The 263-nt window shown below is 29.7% G+C and carries 1 protein-coding gene; it reads left to right on the top strand.

All coding sequences use genetic code 11. From position 1 onward, the window contains the following. Positions 1 to 263 (top strand): PTS sugar transporter subunit IIA (locus QP363_RS13170; protein ID WP_284764816.1); only part of this gene is annotated, 263 nt, incomplete at both ends.

Consider the following 263-nt stretch of genomic DNA (forward strand, 5'->3'; position numbering starts at 1 on the left):
TTTTAAAGGCAACTAAAGACTATATAGAGGTTAAAGATAAGGAAAAATTTATCAATAGTTTATTGTACTTATTATTACCTAAGCATCGAAACAATTTAAAACGGAGGCAGCCTATGTTAAAGGAAATAGTTACAGAATCGTTAATTCAAGTAAATATAAATGCTGATAATTGGGAAGATGCGATTAACAAGAGCGCAAGTTTGCTTGAAAAAAAGGATATTATATCACATTCCTATACTGAGGCGATGATAAAAAACGTTAAG

The organism is Corynebacterium sp. UMB6689 (assembly GCF_030215295.1).
Classification (GTDB): Bacteria; Actinomycetota; Actinomycetes; order Mycobacteriales; family Mycobacteriaceae; genus Corynebacterium; species Corynebacterium aurimucosum.